The organism is Paenibacillus sp. FSL R5-192 (assembly GCF_000517845.1).
Lineage (GTDB): Bacteria > Bacillota > Bacilli > Paenibacillales > Paenibacillaceae > Paenibacillus > Paenibacillus amylolyticus.
This window is the reverse complement of sequence record NZ_ASPR01000014.1, coordinates 1,306,300-1,323,880: the sequence shown is the minus strand read 5'-3', so window position 1 is coordinate 1,323,880 and position 17,581 is coordinate 1,306,300. Positions and strand designations below refer to the sequence as shown.

The 17,581-nt window shown below is 43.8% G+C and carries 17 protein-coding genes; 1 reads left to right on the top strand and 16 read right to left on the bottom strand.

Going from position 1 to position 17,581, the window contains the following annotated elements:
• Positions 1-96: 96 nt before the first annotated feature.
• From C161_RS14130 to C161_RS14120, 3 genes are all read right to left on the bottom strand, one after another.
• Positions 97-1,332, bottom strand: coding sequence for a cytochrome P450 (locus tag C161_RS14130; protein ID WP_036608214.1), 1,236 nt, complete (start codon positions 1,330-1,332; stop codon positions 97-99).
• A gap of 214 nt (positions 1,333-1,546) precedes the next feature.
• Positions 1,547-1,834 (bottom strand): hypothetical protein, encoded by a 288-nt coding sequence (locus C161_RS14125; protein ID WP_036608216.1) that lies wholly within the window; start codon positions 1,832-1,834, stop codon positions 1,547-1,549.
• Positions 1,831-2,973: an NAD(P)/FAD-dependent oxidoreductase gene (locus tag C161_RS14120; protein ID WP_036608220.1), complete on the bottom strand. Its 1,143-nt coding sequence runs from the start codon at positions 2,971-2,973 to the stop codon at positions 1,831-1,833. Before C161_RS14120 ends, C161_RS14125 begins: the two co-directional genes overlap by 4 nt.
• Positions 2,974-3,268: 295 nt before the next feature.
• Between C161_RS14120 and C161_RS31550 the strand changes: the two genes are divergently transcribed.
• Positions 3,269-4,084 carry an AraC family transcriptional regulator gene (locus C161_RS31550; RefSeq protein ID WP_051447072.1) on the top strand — a complete coding sequence of 272 codons (816 nt, stop codon included), beginning with the start codon at positions 3,269-3,271 and terminating at the stop codon, positions 4,082-4,084.
• Here C161_RS31550 and C161_RS14110 read toward each other — a convergent pair.
• The 13 genes from C161_RS14110 to C161_RS14050 form a co-directional block, all read right to left on the bottom strand.
• On the bottom strand, positions 4,081-4,722 hold the full coding sequence (locus tag C161_RS14110; RefSeq protein ID WP_036670803.1) for an HAD family hydrolase: 642 nt from the start codon (positions 4,720-4,722) through the stop codon (positions 4,081-4,083). The genes C161_RS31550 and C161_RS14110 overlap by 4 nt on opposite strands.
• Positions 4,723-4,761: 39 nt before the next feature.
• A complete protein-coding gene (locus tag C161_RS14105) occupies positions 4,762-5,355 on the bottom strand; it encodes a DUF1349 domain-containing protein (RefSeq protein ID WP_051449725.1) in 594 nt (197 codons plus the stop codon).
• A 267-nt stretch (positions 5,356-5,622) separates the two neighbouring features.
• The gene (locus C161_RS14100) at positions 5,623-6,867 is read right to left on the bottom strand and encodes an MFS transporter (protein ID WP_051449724.1); all 1,245 of its coding nucleotides are present in this window, start codon (positions 6,865-6,867) and stop codon (positions 5,623-5,625) included.
• 92 nt (positions 6,868-6,959) lie between these two features.
• Positions 6,960-7,991: a zinc-dependent alcohol dehydrogenase gene (locus C161_RS14095; RefSeq protein ID WP_036608226.1), complete on the bottom strand. Its 1,032-nt coding sequence runs from the start codon at positions 7,989-7,991 to the stop codon at positions 6,960-6,962.
• Positions 7,992-8,033: 42 nt separating this feature from the next.
• Entirely contained in the window at positions 8,034-9,341 is a 1,308-nt protein-coding gene (locus C161_RS14090) for an aminotransferase class III-fold pyridoxal phosphate-dependent enzyme (RefSeq protein WP_036670800.1), read from the bottom strand.
• Positions 9,342-9,378: 37 nt separating this feature from the next.
• The gene (locus C161_RS14085) at positions 9,379-10,533 is read right to left on the bottom strand and encodes a glycosyltransferase family 2 protein (protein WP_017688647.1); all 1,155 of its coding nucleotides are present in this window, start codon (positions 10,531-10,533) and stop codon (positions 9,379-9,381) included.
• Between the two features lie 345 nt (positions 10,534-10,878).
• Positions 10,879-12,492: a hypothetical protein gene (locus C161_RS14080; RefSeq protein ID WP_036670799.1), complete on the bottom strand. Its 1,614-nt coding sequence runs from the start codon at positions 12,490-12,492 to the stop codon at positions 10,879-10,881.
• Positions 12,476-12,994: an RNA polymerase sigma factor gene (locus tag C161_RS14075; protein WP_036670797.1), complete on the bottom strand. Its 519-nt coding sequence runs from the start codon at positions 12,992-12,994 to the stop codon at positions 12,476-12,478. Before C161_RS14075 ends, C161_RS14080 begins: the two co-directional genes overlap by 17 nt.
• Positions 12,995-13,237: 243 nt before the next feature.
• Positions 13,238-13,804: a TetR/AcrR family transcriptional regulator gene (locus C161_RS14070; protein WP_036608234.1), complete on the bottom strand. Its 567-nt coding sequence runs from the start codon at positions 13,802-13,804 to the stop codon at positions 13,238-13,240.
• 151 nt (positions 13,805-13,955) lie between these two features.
• Positions 13,956-15,434: a ribosomal protection-like ABC-F family protein gene (gene abc-f, locus C161_RS14065; protein WP_036670796.1), complete on the bottom strand. Its 1,479-nt coding sequence runs from the start codon at positions 15,432-15,434 to the stop codon at positions 13,956-13,958.
• 375 nt (positions 15,435-15,809) lie between these two features.
• A complete protein-coding gene (locus C161_RS32985) occupies positions 15,810-16,124 on the bottom strand; it encodes a GNAT family N-acetyltransferase (RefSeq protein ID WP_235193808.1) in 315 nt (104 codons plus the stop codon).
• A gap of 272 nt (positions 16,125-16,396) precedes the next feature.
• Entirely contained in the window at positions 16,397-16,780 is a 384-nt protein-coding gene (locus tag C161_RS14055) for a hypothetical protein (RefSeq protein WP_036608246.1), read from the bottom strand.
• Positions 16,781-16,923: 143 nt separating this feature from the next.
• On the bottom strand, positions 16,924-17,529 hold the full coding sequence (locus C161_RS14050) for a pentapeptide repeat-containing protein (RefSeq protein ID WP_036670794.1): 606 nt from the start codon (positions 17,527-17,529) through the stop codon (positions 16,924-16,926).
• Between the last annotated feature and the right edge of the window lie 52 nt (positions 17,530-17,581).

The window sequence follows — 17,581 nt, the reverse complement described above, 5'->3', positions numbered from 1 at the left end:
TGTCCAGCCTCATACTTGCTTGCATAACAAAGCGGCAGATCAAGACGTTTACGTCTGATCTGCCGCTTTTTAGGTTGTGTCCCGTATGATTCCTTCTCACTCCGCAACGATCTTCACTGGCAGATGGGTCAACGACTGTCCCGGAGCTGAAGTGGCCAGATTATTCTCCAGATCAAAGGACTCCACCGGTTCAATCCGAGCAATCTTCTCCACAAATGCTGTCAAGGCAATGCTTAGTTCCATTCTTGCCAGCGGGGCCCCTAGACAAAAGTGTGGGCCATTACCAAAGGTAAGATGTCTTTTGTTATTACGACGATGAATATTCAGCTCAAAGGGGTCTTCAAACATCTGCTCATCCATATTGGCTGCACTCATCCAGGAGATGACAACATCTCCTTTTTTCAAATCCACTCCGAGCAGTTGATTATCCTGCTTTACTGTCCGATGCCGCTTGGCATTATGGAACCTATAACGAAGCATTTCTTCCACTGCGAGCGGAACCCATTCGGGGTTCTGCCTGAGTTGGCCATACAAGCTCGGGTCATCGTAGAGGAAGGAATAGAACGTATTTGAAACCATATGACTCGTTGTCTCTATACCGGCTCCAAGCAGAAGCATGGTCGTGCGAACAACCTCATCCTCCGTGAACTTCTCACCTTCAACATCAACATTTAACAGATCCGTAATGATATCCTCACCAGGATGAGTCCGTTTATGAACCACAATAGGATACAGGAATTGATAATACTCTTGCGCGGCAGTTTGTTTTTTCAGTTCACTCTCTTCAGTCGTCTTTGGATTGATGGGTTGAAACAAAATATCTACCCAGTTCTTGAAGCGATGGCTGTCTGTAAGAGGGATGCCGAGCAGATCGGCCATAACCATCGAAGGTAGTGGAGCGGCCAACGCTTGAACAATATCAATCGTCGTATTTGGCTCAATATCGGCTACCAGCTGCTCTGCAATGTTGCGAATTCGTGGCTCCCAGTTTTTCAGACTACGAGGTGTAAAAGCAGCCGATAACAACGAACGACTTTTTTGATGACGGGGAGGATCGATACTTGATATGTTTAATTTGTCTGGAGGTGTGCCTTCATTGTTCTTTGCTCCAACGGCAATCGTTGTCCGGGTTCCTTCGGCTGAAAAATACTCATGATTACTGAGGACCTGCTTCACATCATCGTATCTGAACACATTCCAGGTGTCTGTATCTTCGTGATAGTACACAGGATGCTCGGACAGCATTTTTCGAAACCAGTGAAGTGGGAAAAACTCTTCAGATCTCGACTGAAACCCCGTGATGTCCTCAACACGTATCACTTCTTTATACATTTGGAATCCACCTCTCAGCATAGTTTCGTGATTGGTTACATGGGTACCTGAATTGACAGTTCAGCACCTGATTCCATTTTATACCATACGTTCATTTATTGATATAAACCATTTGAACTAAATCAGAAAAACCCCTTAATATAAGGGGTTTTCGTTTTATACGTATCGTATATTATTTCTGTTGATGTCTCAAAGAGATAAGCCATAGAGCCGATCAATCGCCTAGTTTCGCTAATGCTTCCTGTAGTTGCTCCAGTTGTTCAGACAGGGTTTCAATCAAGTTCTTCGTTTGGCTTGCCTTCTCCATTAAGACTTGCTCTTCAGAATTGTCTTCGGATGCATTCCTGATTGGTGATGACTTCAATTCCGACAATTCGCTTTTGTATGTTTCTTGTTTCTCCAAAGCTATGCGCAGTTTTTCTTTTGTCGTACCGATCTGATGCTCCAGATATACGATATCGGACGAGTTCGCTCCATCGGATACACGTTGTGAATATGTCATGACTCACCTCTTTCAATTTCATCCATTGCTTTGCCAACAGTGTAGGGCTCAATATCGATATCCAGCTCCATGCCGAGAGCTAGTTTCGCCAGTTGACTCCCGATAAAAGGACCCATGGTCAATCCAGAGGCTCCAAGTCCATTCGCGGTAATCAGACCTTGCCAGCCTGGGACAGCCCCCATTACTGGCAGAAAGCCAGGTGTGAACGGACGGAACCCAACTCTTACCTCCTGGAATGTGCTATTGGCTAGCCCCGGCGCCAGTTCCAGACCTTTATTCAAAACTTCCTGCATGCCCCCTGCAGTGACTCTTTTATCATAACCCTCCACATCATTTTCATGAGTGGCACCAATCACGATCTTCTGTTGATCAAAGGCCAGCAGATATTGATCAGAAGGTGGCATGATCACAGGCCAGCGGCCTGTATCCTCCCCATCCGTGACATGTAGATGCATAATTTGTGCCTTTTGATAATGCACTTTAAAGTGTATGCCGAGTGGCTTCAGCAGTTCGTTGGCCCATGCACCTGCACAGACAACGACTTCATCTGCCAGGAAACTCTGATCATTAACACTCACACCAATGACCCGATCCGCTTCGAATTGAAGCGTGGCGTCTCCATGGATCACTTCCGCTCCATTTCGCTGTGCAGACCGGATCAATGCATCGCGCAGCGCTCTTCCATCTATACGTGCAGCACCACTGATATGTACCGATTGATAACGTTCATCCAGCAATGGAAAACGTTCACGGGTTTCTTTGTCGTCAAGAGGTGTAATGTCGCCAATCTCCGGCGCATCTGTTTTGCGAAGATGGGCCCGCTCTTCCATCTTATTGATTTTGTCCACATCCGTATGAATACTAAGCGCGCCCACTTGAGCATAACCCGTTTCCGTTTCTCCTTCGGCTTTAAGCTCCGCTATGATGCCCGGATAGAAGCGCGCACCAGCCTTGGCGAGCTGATACCAGTCCTGATTACGTCGCTGTGACAGCCATGGACAGATGATACCCGCAGCTGCATCCGTAGCCTGTCCTATATCTTTTCGATCTACGATGATGACCTCTGCGCCCCGCTTGGCTAATTGATAGGCTGTTGATGCCCCCAGAATACCCGATCCGACTACGATGACTTTCTTCATGTTTGCATCCCTTTCCTTAATCACTCATTCGTTATAGCGTATACCGTTTCGCATTCTGTTGGCAAGGCGGGCGTACTTTTAGATCCATAAATAGAGGCTAATCAGACTACAGTTCATACTCATTCATCCAATTAATAATCGTTGAAGCATTTATATGAAAACGTTTTATATATTGCCCGTCATTCAATTAAAATTATTCCATTTATGTAATATAATTCTTTCTAGGTTTCTTTTAACGCTGTAACCACGCCACTTACGCACATGATCCTTTAACGAAAAGAGGAATAACACGACGATGCCGAAACCTAGTATGGGGAATCCGCTGGATACCGATATGCCGCTCATGATTACAGGGCAAAACCAGTTGACCGTTGATGAATTGATGAATTGGAGCGACCATTCACGGGATTACAGCATTGTACAGTGCATCGGAGGAACAGGGCGAATCGCAGCAAAGAATCATGAATTTTCGATCAAAAAAGGGACCGCTCTCATTTTGTTCCCGGAGGTAACCTATCGTTACCACAATCTGAGTGATTCATTACGATTTGATTGTCTGTCTTTCAATGGCTATTTGTTGCCACGGTTCTTGCATACCTTGCAGATCGGGGAGCTGCGCGCCTTCAAGCCGGATGGAATGCTTCATATCCTGTTGCGTGAAATTACGTTGGCGCTGCAGTCCCGGCACAAGGATCAGATCTGGCACGTATCCGCATTACTGTACATGCTTTTGGTCAGATTAACCATTGAAGGTGAACGCTATAGTGCTTACGAACGTTCTGATGCCCGATTAAGATTGGATGAACTCATTACTTTTATCAAACAAAATTATCATCAGGATATTTCTCTCCCCTTGTTGGCTGAGCAGATGGACGTTACCGAGCAGCACCTCAATCGGATATTCAAAAAAGAATTTCAAATGACTCCATTGGAATATCTGATGCGATATCGGTTGTTGAAAGCCAAGGAAATGCTCATCGAAAATAACGCTACGACCGCTCATGAAATAGCCAAAGCCGTTGGTTTCAACAGTGCCAGTTACTTTGGATCAGTGTTCAAAAAATACGAAGGGATCTCCCCTATCGAGCTACGCAAGCAGTATCTGGATTAGAGCGCCTCCACATCAATCTCGGCCAGCGAGGATAACCGCAGTTCATGCATGGCGAATTCCAGACCACGCGTTACCTCGTTAGGTACGATGATACACCGAATACCTGCTGCATTGGCCGCCTTCAAGCCATTAGGTGAGTCTTCGAACACAATCGCTTCGGAAGCCTCGATCCCAAGACTCTGGAGAGCAAGAAGGTACAGTTCAGGGTCCGGTTTCACTCGCTTCACATCCTCGGATGTATGAACGACTGTGAAATAATCGAAAATGCCTAATTTCTGCAAGTAACCATGCACCCAGTCCCGTGTGGAGCTGGAAGCAACCGCAAGCTGAATCCCCTTTTCCCTCGCAGACCGAAGCAATTCATACACCCCTGGAAGAATGGCAGCCTGTCCCAAATAGACTTCGTATTTCTGTTCAGAGAGCAGTTTGATATGATCATGATCTATCTTTTTTTGGAGCGCTTGCTCCAGATACAGAAATGGATGAAATTCCTCAAAGGATGTCCCCACATTTTTCGACCATAGCTCCAGACCAAGTTCCACTCCGTGCTCTTCATAAATATCGCGAAACGCATAATACCAAGGTGTCTCTGTATCGACAATGAGTCCATCAAAATCAAATATAAATGCTTTTACCATGAGCCTGTTCTCCCTCCAATGATCGGCCAGGGGAGCGGATTAGAAACGTGCGGTCAAGTCCGGATGAGTAACGTTCACCGATAAAAAGTGACACGTACAGCCCGTTCCAGTTGGCGACTGAACAACTAATCCAGCTCGAAGTTCCCCTTGTATCGGCATGCCGAAATAACGAATTAGTTTCCACTCATCCCCATCAGGTGAATAAAAGAATGATATGCAGCCCTCTACTTTGCGTATACGCAGATAGGGATTAGGTACGGAGACTTCAAACGAATTGCAATCATCGGATGAACCATCACGTGTCACTACCGACACGATGGTAGGCACTTTGCCATCATACTCAAAACAAATTTTGCACCAGTTAAGATCATCCGCCATCACCATCAGACATCCGGAATCATATTGATTTTTCATATCAACGGTTAATTGGGTTGTGATTTCGAAATCGCCAGGCACAGGCATGGACAGAAATGGTGCGGTTGCACGAATGTGCTTGCCCGCTGGATCTTGGAAAAAGTCGGTGTCCGCCTTCGCTTCCACCAGCACACCTCCCTGATCCGTATAGGACCAGATATCGGGCTCGTTCATCCAGCTCCATTGCTTCCGCGCTTCTGTTGTCATTACGTTAGTCATTTTTAGCAGCCTCCCAAGTTAAAATATGTTCTAGAGGTAGTTCAAAAAGTCCGCTTTTGATTACGAAGGATGCCTAGTGGCATCATCAGCATCGAATATGGCATTCAGCCGAAATGTCCGTTGCTCACGTAGCTCTATCTACGCTCCGCTACTCCATTTCTAGCTTCATCCCATCTTCTCGGTACTGAAAACCGCTCTTTTTGAACATGCATTTACTAGTTTTTTTCTGTACTACATATTCGCTCCAGATACAGTAAACCCCTTTTTCTACATATTTTTGTATGGTTCCAGCACTTGGGAGTGCTTTTGCGGATCTGGCAGGAAAAACATGATGACCATGAGTACAACATATAGACCAAGAATGACGCTGAATAACAGTGTTGGATTGTGATGGTAGAGCAGGCCCGTCAGGTAACCGGATGGAATGGCTGTAAGCGTCATGACGGTCTGCACGGCCGAGAACATATCGGCTTTCTCATGCGTACCCAATCGGTTCATCAGCAGGGAATCCCGGTACGTCTGCAAAATGAAGTTACCCGCAGCGAGCACGATTAGCGTGAGAAACAACATCCCTATATTCCCCACAGGGATCAACAGAAACAGAATGGCTCCGGCCGTGCTAAGCACGATAGAAAAACCAACATACTTTTCCTCCGAACGCCGTTTCAATCGCGGAATGATGACCAAATAGAGCAGCATGACGGTCACCGCAGTCACTACTGGGATAAACGAAATGACACGGTCATCAAACTTCAACTGTTCCTTGAAGAAAATGACCTGGAAGAAATTCAGCTGCAAGATCAGATTGGACAACACCGTGATCAGAATAATCGGAAAAAGTCTCCGTTTGTAGAACGATTTTCCAAACAGGCGCAGACTGGAACCCAAGCTCTGAAGCACGCGGGTTTTACTATGCAATCCCATAAGTTCCTTGCCGACCTCGGTCTCATCCGTGTATCGGTTACGAATGAAAAACATGGCGGTCATGAGGATGCCTCCGACAAAGTAAATGCTGGCGAGTGTAGGTACAATACCATAATCAGCAATGACCACCCCGGCAATTGGCGTGAGTACACCAGCCCCTGTAATAATCATGTTGAGAATGGCAAACACCTTCGATCGTTTGTGTTCCTCCACATCCTCAATGATCAGACAGTTAAAGGCGACCGTTACAAACTTGGATGTTGCATTCAGTAAATAAGCGATCAGGAACAGCCAGAAGTTCTGGGAGAAGGCCCAGATGAACATGGGAACACTCCAGGCAAGCAGATCAAAGATCAGCGTTGTTCGTTTCCGACCCAGCTTATTCGTAATGGAACCTGCAAACAATTGAAAGATAAAGGCAAAATAAAGATTCACCGAATTGATTAAACCGATTTCTATGTCCGAAAGTCCGGCTTCCTTCATATATAAAGGAGCGTAAAAGAGAACGATCGTGCCCGGAATGGCCCATACCGGTTCGAGTAAAATGGAGTAGCGTGGATTCTTCGGCAAATCTTGAAGCAATTTCAATCGATATCCCTTCCTTCTGCGGTTTTCACCGCTGCGAATTCAAACTTCTCGCAGCGGCAAATCCGCTAATGTCTACATGCTTATCGTACCTCTTATAGGATAAGAGCTGTTTTGACCGAATTCATCGGCAACTTCTCTCCAGTATGCATGTCATAACCAATCGTTCCATTAAAGGCCTGTTCATAATCACTCAGCAGTTCCTTGGCTGTCACCATCTGTTCCAGTTCCGGGATGCTTTGGGCAAATTTCAGTGCCGTACTGATCATCGAGTGATTAGCCACTGCGCCAATGATACTAATGCCATCATTAATCACGGCTGTTGATTTGAACGTCACCTCATAGCTGTCGTCATATCCCATAGGAATAATTTTTCCGCCTTTGGCAATCAGCTCAAACCCTACATGAAGCTGGTTACCAACCGCGTCCACTACAATATCAAACTTTTTGTTATTATTGATCTCGTATACTTTATCCAGAGTCAGATCCTGAGGATAGAACACATGATCCGCGATCCCTGAAGCGAACTCTTTGCGGTATGGATCAACTTCCGTGCCTACGGTAAGCCTTGCCAATCGTTTGCTAACTAGCTGACACAGGGAACCGATTGCTCCAGAACCGAGGACCAGTACAGAGTCACTTGGCTTAGTCCCTGCTTTCATGAACGTCTGAAGTACACATCCCAGTGGTTCGATCATCATGGCCGTTTCCCAACTCATGGAATCCGGAATGGCATAGATATACTTTTCGTCCCCAACAAAATATTCAGCAAAGGTTCCGTGCGTCGTCATCCCTACTTGATAGTCATCAAAATTCTCGCAGTAGATGAACAGACCCTCACGGCAGTATGAGCAGGTACCGCAAGATTGCGTGGGATCAACCAATACTCGATCACCGATCTTGAAACCACGAACGTCGTCGCCCACCTCAACCACTGTGCCTACACCTTCATGACCAATGATCGTTCCTTTATTTGCTGGCACTTTGCCTTTGACAATATTCAGATCTGTCCCGCAGATGCCGGAACCATAGATTTTAATTTTTACCTGGTTTGGCTTTTGAATGGTTGGCTCCTCAATCTCCTGGTAAGTCACCTGTTTGAGATCCTGATATACGAGTGCTTTCATTGAATAATTCCTCCTAGTCGATTGTCGATTATGATCTATGGATTAAGCTTCAAACGTTTTCGAAAGTTGCATCGCATGAAGATGTTCCTGCTTCTGAATCTCTTTCCAGTCTGACAGGATCTGTAACAGCGCTTCCTCGACCCACAGCAATTCTTCCCGTGTATGGGCATCAGAGAAAATAAAGTAACCCTTGGTGAAAATGCCGAAGTGAGCCATTCTCTTCACCATGAACTCGCGGAAAGGGTCTGTCTGGAAGTTATCTTCAGCCAGGGATTGAATGCAGAAGCTTGCATACGTCCCTCTCACTTCCAATTGATCCGTCAATCCGAGTAATACAAGTTCAGATTCCAGACGATCCATGATCCGGGTTGCCGGATCACGCCAAGTCGGCCATACTTTCGCATTTTTCATTAATCGTTCACAGGCAATGGCTGCTGCGAGCGCTGTCGTTTCACTGGAATGGGCATTACTGAATCTGACCTGTCCTGACAAAGACATCAAGTGCTCAGGCCCCATAACCGCTGCGAGCGGTAAACCGTTGGCCATACCTTTAGAGATACAGAGCAGATCAGGCCAGATGTCATATTCTCCTGCTGTAGCCTGCTTGCCCATTCGAATACCGGAAGTTACCTCATCGAATATGATAATGATGTCCAGAGACCGACATAGGTTTACGGCTTGCTCCAGCGCGTCCTTTTTCCACTCGTTGGGGCATAGAACAATACATGCGATATCCTCGGGAGACGCGGTAATCTGAGCCTCAATTCGCTCCGTAGTAGGCTTGTTAACCCAGATCGTTGAACGCTCGATATCCACCGGGATGCCACGTTCTTTTGTCTGGCCACCATAATAACCGTAGGCAGACCAGTCGTGCCACCCATGATAAGCTGTTGCAATAACCTTGCTTTTGCCACTAGCGGCACGGGCCAGACGCACGGCCCCACTCACCGCATCAGCACCACTCTTGGTGAAGCGCAGCGATGGATAACGACCCTCGAACCGCTCCAGAATCAACTCGGCACATTCAAGCTCGATGTCGGCAGGTAAAGAAAAGCTTGTCCCTTTTTTCAACTGGTGAATGACGGTTAATTGGACTTCATGTCTGGCATGGCCCCATGGCGCCGTACCCATAGCCATTTCGCAATCCAGCCATTCATTCCCGTCGATATCTGTAAATCGGGAATTATAAGCCTCTGCACAACATACGGGTGTATGGCCCGGAAATAAACGTTCAGGTGCTTTGGCTAAAGTGCTGCATCCGCTCGGAATTACCTTCTCGACTTGTTCCAACCACTCCAGATTACGGGTAAATCGTACGGCACGATCGAGCGTGCTCTCTTTTTCTTTCACCTTAAGTACCTCCCTGTTTATTTTCGTTGTGAGTGAATTACCGAACTTTGGTTCCAGGCCAGCATCCATCGTATATGCGATCCATCGTGATCACATTGCCATACAGATCAATGATCAGATCCTTGGCTCGATGAGCATGTCTCATCTCAATCCAGTAGCGGTTCTCCAGCAAACGGGCGAAATTGTCCACCAAAAACAGTAACCGGTTCTCACTATGAATCAGTTCCTTGCCCAGTACCTGTGGCAGCCAGATGGCCCCATTGGAATTAAAGCGGTTTGAATAGTCCCGTACTTCGGCTACATTTGCAAATTCGGCTTCCTCTAGCTTGGTCCAGAATGTATCGGCATCACTTCGAACCTCGGCAAGGTCAATCCCGACAATCGGCAGATGCTGGTATTCCTCTTGGCTTTCCAGCTGTGCTTTCAGATGACTGAAAACGAATGGCCACACATCAGCCTCGATTTGACCGCCCCACTTTTTCCAGAATCGTGCCAGATTGTTCTTCCGGTTGAAGTTGCGGTGAATGCCGCTGCTGCGTTCCCAGTGATATGCTTGAATATTCGGATTAATGACCGTATCGTATCCGGCAGCTCGTGCCCGCATCTGATAATCAAAGTCCTCGTATCCGTTAAAGAATTTCTCATCGAGGTTGCCGATGGTCTCATACACCTCCCGCTTCATGCCAAACATGGCAAACACCACCAGTTGAACAGAGAAGGTTTCTTTTGGGATATCATCAGGTGATGCGTTCAGGAACAGGTGTCGGCCGATGGTGTCCGCAAAAGCAATGCCGCAATGCTGCACGCCTCCTGTTTGCGGATACAACAGAACGCCCCCAATCATGCCAATCGTAATATCGCTATCCAGTGTCTCTTTCATCATCGGTTGCCAGTTCGGTTGAAGAATGGTGTCAGAATCCAGGAAGAAAATGTACTCTCCCTTGGCTAGGCTCAGTGCGCTATTAATCGACACGGCGCAACCGAGTGGAAAATCATGCTGAAGAATCTCGATGGTCACACCTTCTCTTACTTCTTGCTTCAGTTTATCCAGATGTTGAAAGACTGCTGAGCCGGAACCATCGTTGATGAAAATAATCTGAGTGGATGGGCTTACCGTCCGGAGTAGCGAATCTGTGAACAGGTTCAAAATGTTATAGTCCTGGTTGACTGGCACAATAATGGTGTAAAGCATGGAATCCCTCCTGATTTGGGTTGATGGAATGAGTACATAAGCTGATTCGAACTGCACAATTGCTGGTGTTTCTGTCCGGCCCCCTCACTTGAATATTTTGTCTTTATTTGGTAATGATTTGAATCTACTAGAAATTTATATCATTTTTTGTAAACTGAAAATCTTAAATTCTGAACTCTGTTAATATTTGAATATGTGAGAAAATCAAGTTTTTGCAGCTTGCGCACTGAGAAACGCTTTTGTGAACGCAAAAAAACACCCTCAAAGAGTCTCCGTTCCTCATGTAACGGATTCTCTCTGAAGGTGTTATATTGTTCATCAAGCTCAAATTATGAATTACTTTATCTACAGTTGAATCTCTACATTTTTGTCCGGATCGCTGTATTTATAGATGCCCGGATTCAGTTCAATATGTCCATCAAATGGAATATCTTTGTAGGTATCTATATGAATTTTTGCAGGTGTCATCCCTTGGGGGTTAATTTCAGGAAAAACTTCTTTGCCATTGATCCGAAGCATTGTTTGGTTAATACCTCTGAAACTAGGCGTTTTGGAATATGACTCTACAATTAATTTCTCCCCATCCCTATAATAAGAAAATTGTATTTCAAGTCCATCGACAGTGAGTTTGGTGTATTGCTTTTGTTTCTTGGGTTCATTTAAATGAATCCAGTTTTTAGTTGTATCTCGTTTCTGAACAATGGCATCTTTTAAGATGAGTTTCATTGGAACATCAGACCAGTTTTGATACCACTCAGGAGATTCAAAATGAAACAATTGCTGATTATTTTCAGAACGCCCCCCTTTCGTGGCTTGCACCCCTGTGATTGTTTTATCATCTATAATCATCTGAATCGATTTATATTGAACAATACCTTCTGTATATGAACCTTCTTCATCAATTAAAATCTGAAGATTCAATGGAGTAATCACAAGTTGATCTAAAGTAACACCGGTTTTTGCTTGGAATTCAGGATTGGTATACAGTTTTTTCGTATATATCGCCTCACTTGCTTTTTTCCCATTGGCGACAAAATCGAATTTCCAAGTACCTGTCAATCGTTTTGCTGCTTCAACATAATTGAAATGAAGGTTCGCATTCGCCCAATCCGCTTCCGATATATCAAATACCTGTTCAATCAACAATCCTTTTTCTTCGTTAGGCAAGATGGTCGGAATAGCATCTACAACCTGGGACCCGGTATGAACTCTCAAGTGAGGTTTGACGCTTTCCAAATCTGATGCTGCTACCTCGACTTTATAACGGATGACCGTTTGATTATCTGCATGTCTAACCGATTCAATATGAATCGCCGGAAACTGTGAAACACCAGTAACCATTGATTCTCCAGTATGTTGATTAGATTTCAGGAAAATATCCCTATCCCGATAAAGGATAAGATTCTTTGCTTCGAATGTAAACTCTTTGGTACCACCTTTTAAAGTATCAGCTGTTTCATAGATCCCAATGAGTTTCTGACTATCAGGATCGTGCCCCAAATAACCATATACGTTCGCTCTCGCATCGGATTCTCCTATTATAGTATTTTCCTCAGTCGCAAATTCACTATATGGAGAAAGATCGATTGATGTGTCCAGGGATATGAGCATTTTCATTTTTTCTCCATCTGTTACAACACCGCTTAAATTCATTGTCACACCTGAACTAGCGGACTGAAGATCATATTGCTGACCGATACCATTATTTATTGCGCTTGCAACGCCCCGGCCTCCGATTCGATCCCAATCAATCGTCATACTGGCGAATACAGGAATAGCAACAAGTAAGAAAAAAGTAAAAATGATGCTTATAGGAATTGCTTTAGCTCGATATCCAGCAGGCTTTTGTGAAGAATTCAGATTGACTCGTCGTTTATGTGCTTCTTTTTCAATGGTTGTCCACATTAAGTCATAATCCGGATGAGATATATTTTTTTCCTTATTAGAATACTGATTCATTATTACTCAGCTCCTTTAGTTGAGGTTCAACCATTTTATTGAGAAGTTTTAATCCTTTGTTTAATCTGGATTTTGCAGTCCCTTCAGGTATGTTCATAACTTTAGAGATCTCAGGTACAGTCAAATCATTGATAAATCGAAGGACAACAACCATCCTAATCTTGTCAGGAAGCCCACTATATAATCCTCGTAGCTCTTCTTTTGTTTCCCTATGGTACACACCCTCTTCCACAGGGTTATAACTCTGGGATTTGGACAACAAATAATGCCGCATTTCTTTCAACCATCCAGATTTCCGTCTTCTCATAACGTTATGACACTCATTTGAAGCAATCCGCAATATCCATGATTTCATGTTCCTTACCTTAGTTCTGTCAGCCAAAATAACTTTGACAAATACTTCTTGGCAAATGTCCTCGGCATCTGCTTGATTCTTCATCAGATAATAACAGAAGTAATAAACTTGCTCTTTGTACAATTCAAAAATTTCTCTGTCAGTCATTCTATCCCCCCCTTTGCCGTGTTTTCATTAATAAGACAAATAATGTTATGTAATCGTTCATTTTGTTTATAGTTGGTTTTGCTAAGTTCTCGGATACCTAGAATAGATTAGTTCAATGTCTCTGCTTGAACAGGTCTATATACATGTAAACAAGCAAAAAAAGCCGCTAAATTAGCGACTTTATGAAATCATTTGGTCATCGAGTAACGAGCTGATGCTGTTGAGTTAATCTCACCCCTATTTTCATCTCTGCTTAAATCCATGATAAAACGTATCCACCACAAGCGCAGGGGCTGCTTTTCTCGCGATATGACCACTTACAACCTGCTGCCACGTCAGGAACATGATGGAATACAACACATCGACAATCCAGGTTTTATCGAGATCGGAGCGGAAATAACCTTTCTGTTGTAACAGACCGACCGCGTGTAGTACAGGTTCTCTCAGTTTCAGATCCGCTCCCTCAATCTCGGGATTATAGTTAATGGTGGTGTCATGAGCCAGAAAATAAATTTTGTCGCCTAATGGAATCAGCGCCTCGATCAGCTCAGGTATGTACTTTTCACAGTGCTCCTCATCCAGTTGGATTTCTTTCATGGTCTCACTGACCACCTCGATTGCGCGTAATCCGAGATATACCATGAGCTGTTCACGGCTTTCCACATATCGATGTAACGTAGCGATCCCGATTTTTGCAGATTCTGCAATCTCATTCATAGAAGCATTCGGTTTTTCAATCAGCAACTTGGTGGCCTCGTCCAAAATGGAATGGAGCCTGGTTTGTTTGATTGTTGTCATTTCCTTTTTCATTGGTATTACACCTCTTGGCGAATTAGTCTACAATTGATCTAGTCATCCATCAAATGATTGGATGAGATTATAAAATTATAGCATACTTCCTCACGAGTAATACTAAAAGCCGCCATTTGGCGGCTCTTAACATGGTTATCTTTCACGTTACTTACAGTTCGATGATTCTCGTTGCAATATTTGTACAAAATTCACGATCATGCTCTACAAAAAGCAGGGTTGGCGAGTATTCCAAGAGTAAATCTTCGATCTGCATACGTGAAATGACATCTACAAAGTTGAGTGGTTCATCCCAAATATGCAGATGAGCTTTCTCACTAAGACTTTTAGCGATGAGCACTTTCTTTTTTTGACCTGCGCTAAACGTTGAGATATCTTTCTCCAATTGCAGTCTGGAAAAATCCAACTTTCGAAGTATCGATTTAAACAGGCTTTCATCAATCCCCTGTGTGGCCGCATACTCAGATAAATGCCCTCCGAGATCGGACGTGTCCTGCGACACATACGAGATTTTAAGCTGATGATCCTTACGGAAAAGACCTGTATAAGGGATATCTTCACCAAAGATCAGTTTAAAAATGCTTGATTTGCCAGATCCATTTTTACCGTACAGGGCAATACGATCCCCTTTTTCAACCGTGATACTGACATTCTTACACACCGTATTGGAGCCGTATGATATCGACACATGTTCCAATTCAACAAGTTCCTGCTTGTGAAAATCCAGCTGATGAATCTGTAAACGTTCTGCACTCTCGATGTTTTTGAGAAGTTTGGATTTCTCTTGAATCGCAGATTGCTGCCTTTGTTCGATATTTTTGGAACGTTTCATCATTTTGGCAGCCTTGTGCCCAATATATCCTTTATCCACCTTGGAGCCGGAATTTCTCGTACCATTTTTGGTCTTTTCAACTTCATGCGACCATCCACCGGTCCGTTTGGCTGAATCGGATAAACGCTTGATATCCTTTATTAATTTCTCATTACTCGCAAGTTCAAACTGATCTTGCCTTCTTTTATTTTCCCACCAAGCGGAGAAATTGCCTTTCTGAATCTCGATGTTACTTTTATTGATGGAAAGGATATGGTCCACGCTGTGATCCAGAAACGCCCGATCGTGAGATACCAAAATAAATCCACTCTTGCTGCCAAGATAATTACTGACGATTTGTCTTGCATGAAGATCAAGATGATTGGTAGGTTCATCAATGAGCAGAAATCGATTATCCTTCAGGAACAAAGCAGCCAGCATCACCTTTGTTTGTTCTCCGTTGGATAACGTATCAAAAGGCCGATACAACACATCTTCTGACACTTTCAACAGGTTAAACTCGCGCACAACTTGCCAGTGTAGATATTCAGAATGAATCTCGCCGATGACATCAACGGTCATGGCTCCCTTATTTTCTACCTGGAAAGGAAAGTATTCAAAGCTAACATTCGCAGAGATATGTCCGCTGTATTCATATTTACCAAGCAACAGATTGAGGAAAGTCGTTTTGCCTCTGCCGTTCCTTCCGGTAAAACCCAATTTCCAATCGGAGTCCAACTGAAAACTAACATTTTCAAATATATTATCGTAACTGCCTTCATAAGCAAAGGTCAGGTTGGTAACGTTGATTAAAGACATGCATATCATCCTTTTTATGTGAAATATAAAAGTAAACTGACGGGATTTCACCATAGAACATGGCATGGATTCCCTCACTTTAATATTTGAACATAATCAGAATTTAGATTCGCTTATACAATAAAGAAACCTGGCGATAAACCACTCAGCGCCAAGTAGATCTATGCATAGGAGGACAAAGTGTCGGATTCTGATTAGTCATATTGTGAACCATGCCACTTTTCATGTTTGTTGACAGGTCCACATAAACATCCACAACCTCTAATTCCGTCATCACTCCATCACCCCTTTGAAAACTCACAATTTATTACAGAAAACTTAACATGGAATACGACATGGGTCAAGGCGCCCTTCTCCCATGTTAGCGCGTAAAGATTAATATAGATATCCTAAAAAATCGAGTTCTCCTTCTTCCCATGGAAGGGTTCCAACTTCTTTAATCATTAACCCCTCCACCTTTTGAGTCCCAACTCCAACTGTGGTTAAGGTTTCATGATCAATTTTCAACCATTTGCATGTGTTGCTTACCGTTTTGAATCCATTTTTGTTATACAATTCCTCATGATCCGCAAATAAAAGGACAAAATCAACACGCACTTTGGCCATCCTTTCTACTTCGGAAATTAACAATGAAGCGATTCCCTGAGAGCGAATAGCCGGAGAAACACACAAATCGATTATCCCCAACACTCTTATGGGTTTTCCATTTAAATTCTCATCCTGTAATCAAGTCCTACATGCCCAACTAATTGGTTATCAGGGGTAAATGCTAACACTCTGCCCTGTGGTATTTGCTTAAAAAACAATCTGTCTTTTGGATAAACTTCCGGAAAACTGGCAACAAGTAATTCTTGAAGTAGAGTTGACCATTCTTCACTTAGATCCACATCATATGTTTTAATTAATTTCAGAAAAAACCCTCCTAAACCAAGTGATTCTGTCCTTTACTTTCGTTATCTACCTTACGGAAGGTAGGCATCCTCTACCTCAACTTTTCGTTCATTCCCCATCGCAATGTATCTTACGTTAATGACATTTCCTTTCTGAAAATGGGGAATATGTGTGATTGGAATATAAGTCTCTACAATTGTTGGGAAGGTGCGGCCGTCAACTTGGGTAACAGTCAGATCCAATCGCACGCCAGGCCTTCCATCCCTACTGGATGATGTCTGTACAATATCATGAATTATTGCTTCTGTTGGAATTCCGTCCATCAGAATGCTCTTGCGAAGGTGATGTTTCTCTTTATTGTTACGTAACAGTTTAAATGCCATAATCGTAGTGATTGTGCCTGTTATAAGCCCAAAGACAATAATAGCAACAATAATAATTAATGTGACGGTCATGATAACCTCCTTTTAGTTGAAACTTATGTTAACTACTTCTTGTTTAGATCTCTTTTTCCTGCCTATTCTCTCTGAATCGGAAAACCTCAAAGTCAAAAAAGCCGCCTTAAGGGCGGCTTCATGCTGTGTATGTTCAACTCAACTTAGTCTACTTTCGCACCATACGAGCGTACAAACAGAACGGCTTGTTCGCGATCCAAACGTACACCTTTGATATCCAGTGATTTCAGATCGATGCCTTCCAGGTTAGCCCCTCTAAGATCGGCTCCTTGCAACTTGGCTCTGCTTAATACAACTCGGGTAAGATCACAGTCTCTCAAATCCGCTTTGGTGAAATCCGTGTCCGTAAAGTCAGCCTCAAAGAAACGAATTCCTCGCAGATCCTGTTTCCCCAAACGTGTATGTCTCAGATTGGTATAGGACCAATCGCCCTGACTCAGGGTAATGCCATCCATTTGCGCACCAGAGAAGTCTGAGCCTGTCATCTTGCAGGAGCTAAATTTGGAAGCAAAGAGATTTGCACCACCGAAGGTGCAGTTTTCAAAAGCCGATTCCGTATGAATCGAACCATTCATGGAAGCCCCTTTGAAGTCACACTCAATAAAACGACAGTTACTCGTTTCTATTTCTTCCATAGAAGCGTTCATAAATGTACACTGCTTGAAAACACAACTTATGAGTTCTCCATAGCGCAGGTCACGTCCCTCAAAATGTACTGCTTCATATTCCTGATCCTTATATTGATACACTGGTTACACCCCACATTGTATATTTCTCCGTCTTTCTTCATTAAAAGAACTT

Excerpts from the sequence above, each read along its gene's own strand:
- C161_RS14130 (WP_036608214.1), bottom strand. The coding sequence starts at position 1,332 with ATGTATAAAGAAGTGATACGTGTTGAGGACATCACGGGGTTTCAGTCG.
- C161_RS14125 (WP_036608216.1), bottom strand. The coding sequence starts at position 1,834 with ATGACATATTCACAACGTGTATCCGATGGAGCGAACTCGTCCGATATC.
- C161_RS14120 (WP_036608220.1), bottom strand. The coding sequence starts at position 2,973 with ATGAAGAAAGTCATCGTAGTCGGATCGGGTATTCTGGGGGCATCAACA.
- C161_RS31550 (WP_051447072.1), top strand. The coding sequence starts at position 3,269 with ATGCCGAAACCTAGTATGGGGAATCCGCTGGATACCGATATGCCGCTC.
- C161_RS14110 (WP_036670803.1), bottom strand. The coding sequence starts at position 4,722 with ATGGTAAAAGCATTTATATTTGATTTTGATGGACTCATTGTCGATACA.
- C161_RS14105 (WP_051449725.1), bottom strand. The coding sequence starts at position 5,355 with ATGACTAACGTAATGACAACAGAAGCGCGGAAGCAATGGAGCTGGATG.
- C161_RS14095 (WP_036608226.1), bottom strand. The coding sequence starts at position 7,991 with ATGAAAGCACTCGTATATCAGGATCTCAAACAGGTGACTTACCAGGAG.
- C161_RS14085 (WP_017688647.1), bottom strand. The coding sequence starts at position 10,533 with ATGCTTTACACCATTATTGTGCCAGTCAACCAGGACTATAACATTTTG.
- C161_RS14080 (WP_036670799.1), bottom strand. The coding sequence starts at position 12,492 with ATGAATCAGTATTCTAATAAGGAAAAAAATATATCTCATCCGGATTAT.
- C161_RS14075 (WP_036670797.1), bottom strand. The coding sequence starts at position 12,994 with ATGACTGACAGAGAAATTTTTGAATTGTACAAAGAGCAAGTTTATTAC.
- C161_RS14070 (WP_036608234.1), bottom strand. The coding sequence starts at position 13,804 with ATGAAAAAGGAAATGACAACAATCAAACAAACCAGGCTCCATTCCATT.
- abc-f (WP_036670796.1), bottom strand. The coding sequence starts at position 15,434 with ATGTCTTTAATCAACGTTACCAACCTGACCTTTGCTTATGAAGGCAGT.
- C161_RS14055 (WP_036608246.1), bottom strand. The coding sequence starts at position 16,780 with ATGACCGTCACATTAATTATTATTGTTGCTATTATTGTCTTTGGGCTT.